The organism is Rhodoplanes sp. SY1 (assembly GCF_046000175.1).
GTDB lineage: Bacteria > Pseudomonadota > Alphaproteobacteria > Rhizobiales > Xanthobacteraceae > Rhodoplanes.
The window spans coordinates 1-679 of sequence record NZ_JBEOMB010000367.1; the positions used below are offsets into that span (position 1 = coordinate 1).

2 protein-coding genes are annotated in these 679 nt (G+C 71.7%); both read left to right on the forward strand.

What is annotated here, in order from left to right:
• A partial coding sequence (locus tag ABTU92_RS29710; protein ID WP_408095135.1) for an AMP-binding enzyme occupies positions 1–239 on the forward strand: 239 nt, incomplete at its 5' end.
• On the forward strand, positions 239–679 hold a 441-nt coding region (locus ABTU92_RS29715; RefSeq protein WP_408095136.1), incomplete at its 3' end, for a 2Fe-2S iron-sulfur cluster-binding protein. The genes ABTU92_RS29710 and ABTU92_RS29715, both read left to right, overlap by 1 nt.

Consider the following 679-nt stretch of genomic DNA (forward strand, 5'->3'; position numbering starts at 1 on the left):
CGGCCGTGATCGGCGTGCCGGACGGCGACGGGCTGACCAAGCCGGAGGCCTGGGTGGTGCCCTGCGACGGCGTCCGCCCGACCGAGAGCCTCGCCGACGAGCTGATGCAGCACTGCAAGACGACGCTCGCGCCCTACAAGTTCCCGCGGCGGATCCGGTTTCTCGAGGAGCTGCCCAAGACGGCGACCGGCAAGATCCAGCGCTTCCGCCTGCGCCTGCTGATCGAGGAGACGGTGTGATGCGCGATCCGGATGCCCAGCGGCCGCAGGCCCGGATGCGTCGCAAGTCCGTCCTCGCGCTGACCCTCAACGGGCGCCTACGCGAGGATCTGGTCGAGGACACGATGCTGCTCCTCGATTATCTGCGCGACGTCGCCGGGCTCACCGGCACCAAGCAGGGCTGCGACGGCGGCGAATGCGGCGCCTGCACGGTGCTGGTCGACGACAGGCCGAGGCTCGCCTGCTCGACGCTCGCCCATCAGGTGGCCGGCCGCCGGGTCGAGACCATCGAGGGGCTCGCCCGCAACGGCCGGATGAGCCGGCTGCAGCAGGCGTTCCACGAGAAGCTCGGGACGCAGTGCGGCTTCTGCACGCCCGGCATGATCATGGCGGCCGAGGCGCTGCTGCGGCGCGATCCCGATCCGACGCCCGAGCGCATCCGCGCGGCGCTCGCCGGCAAC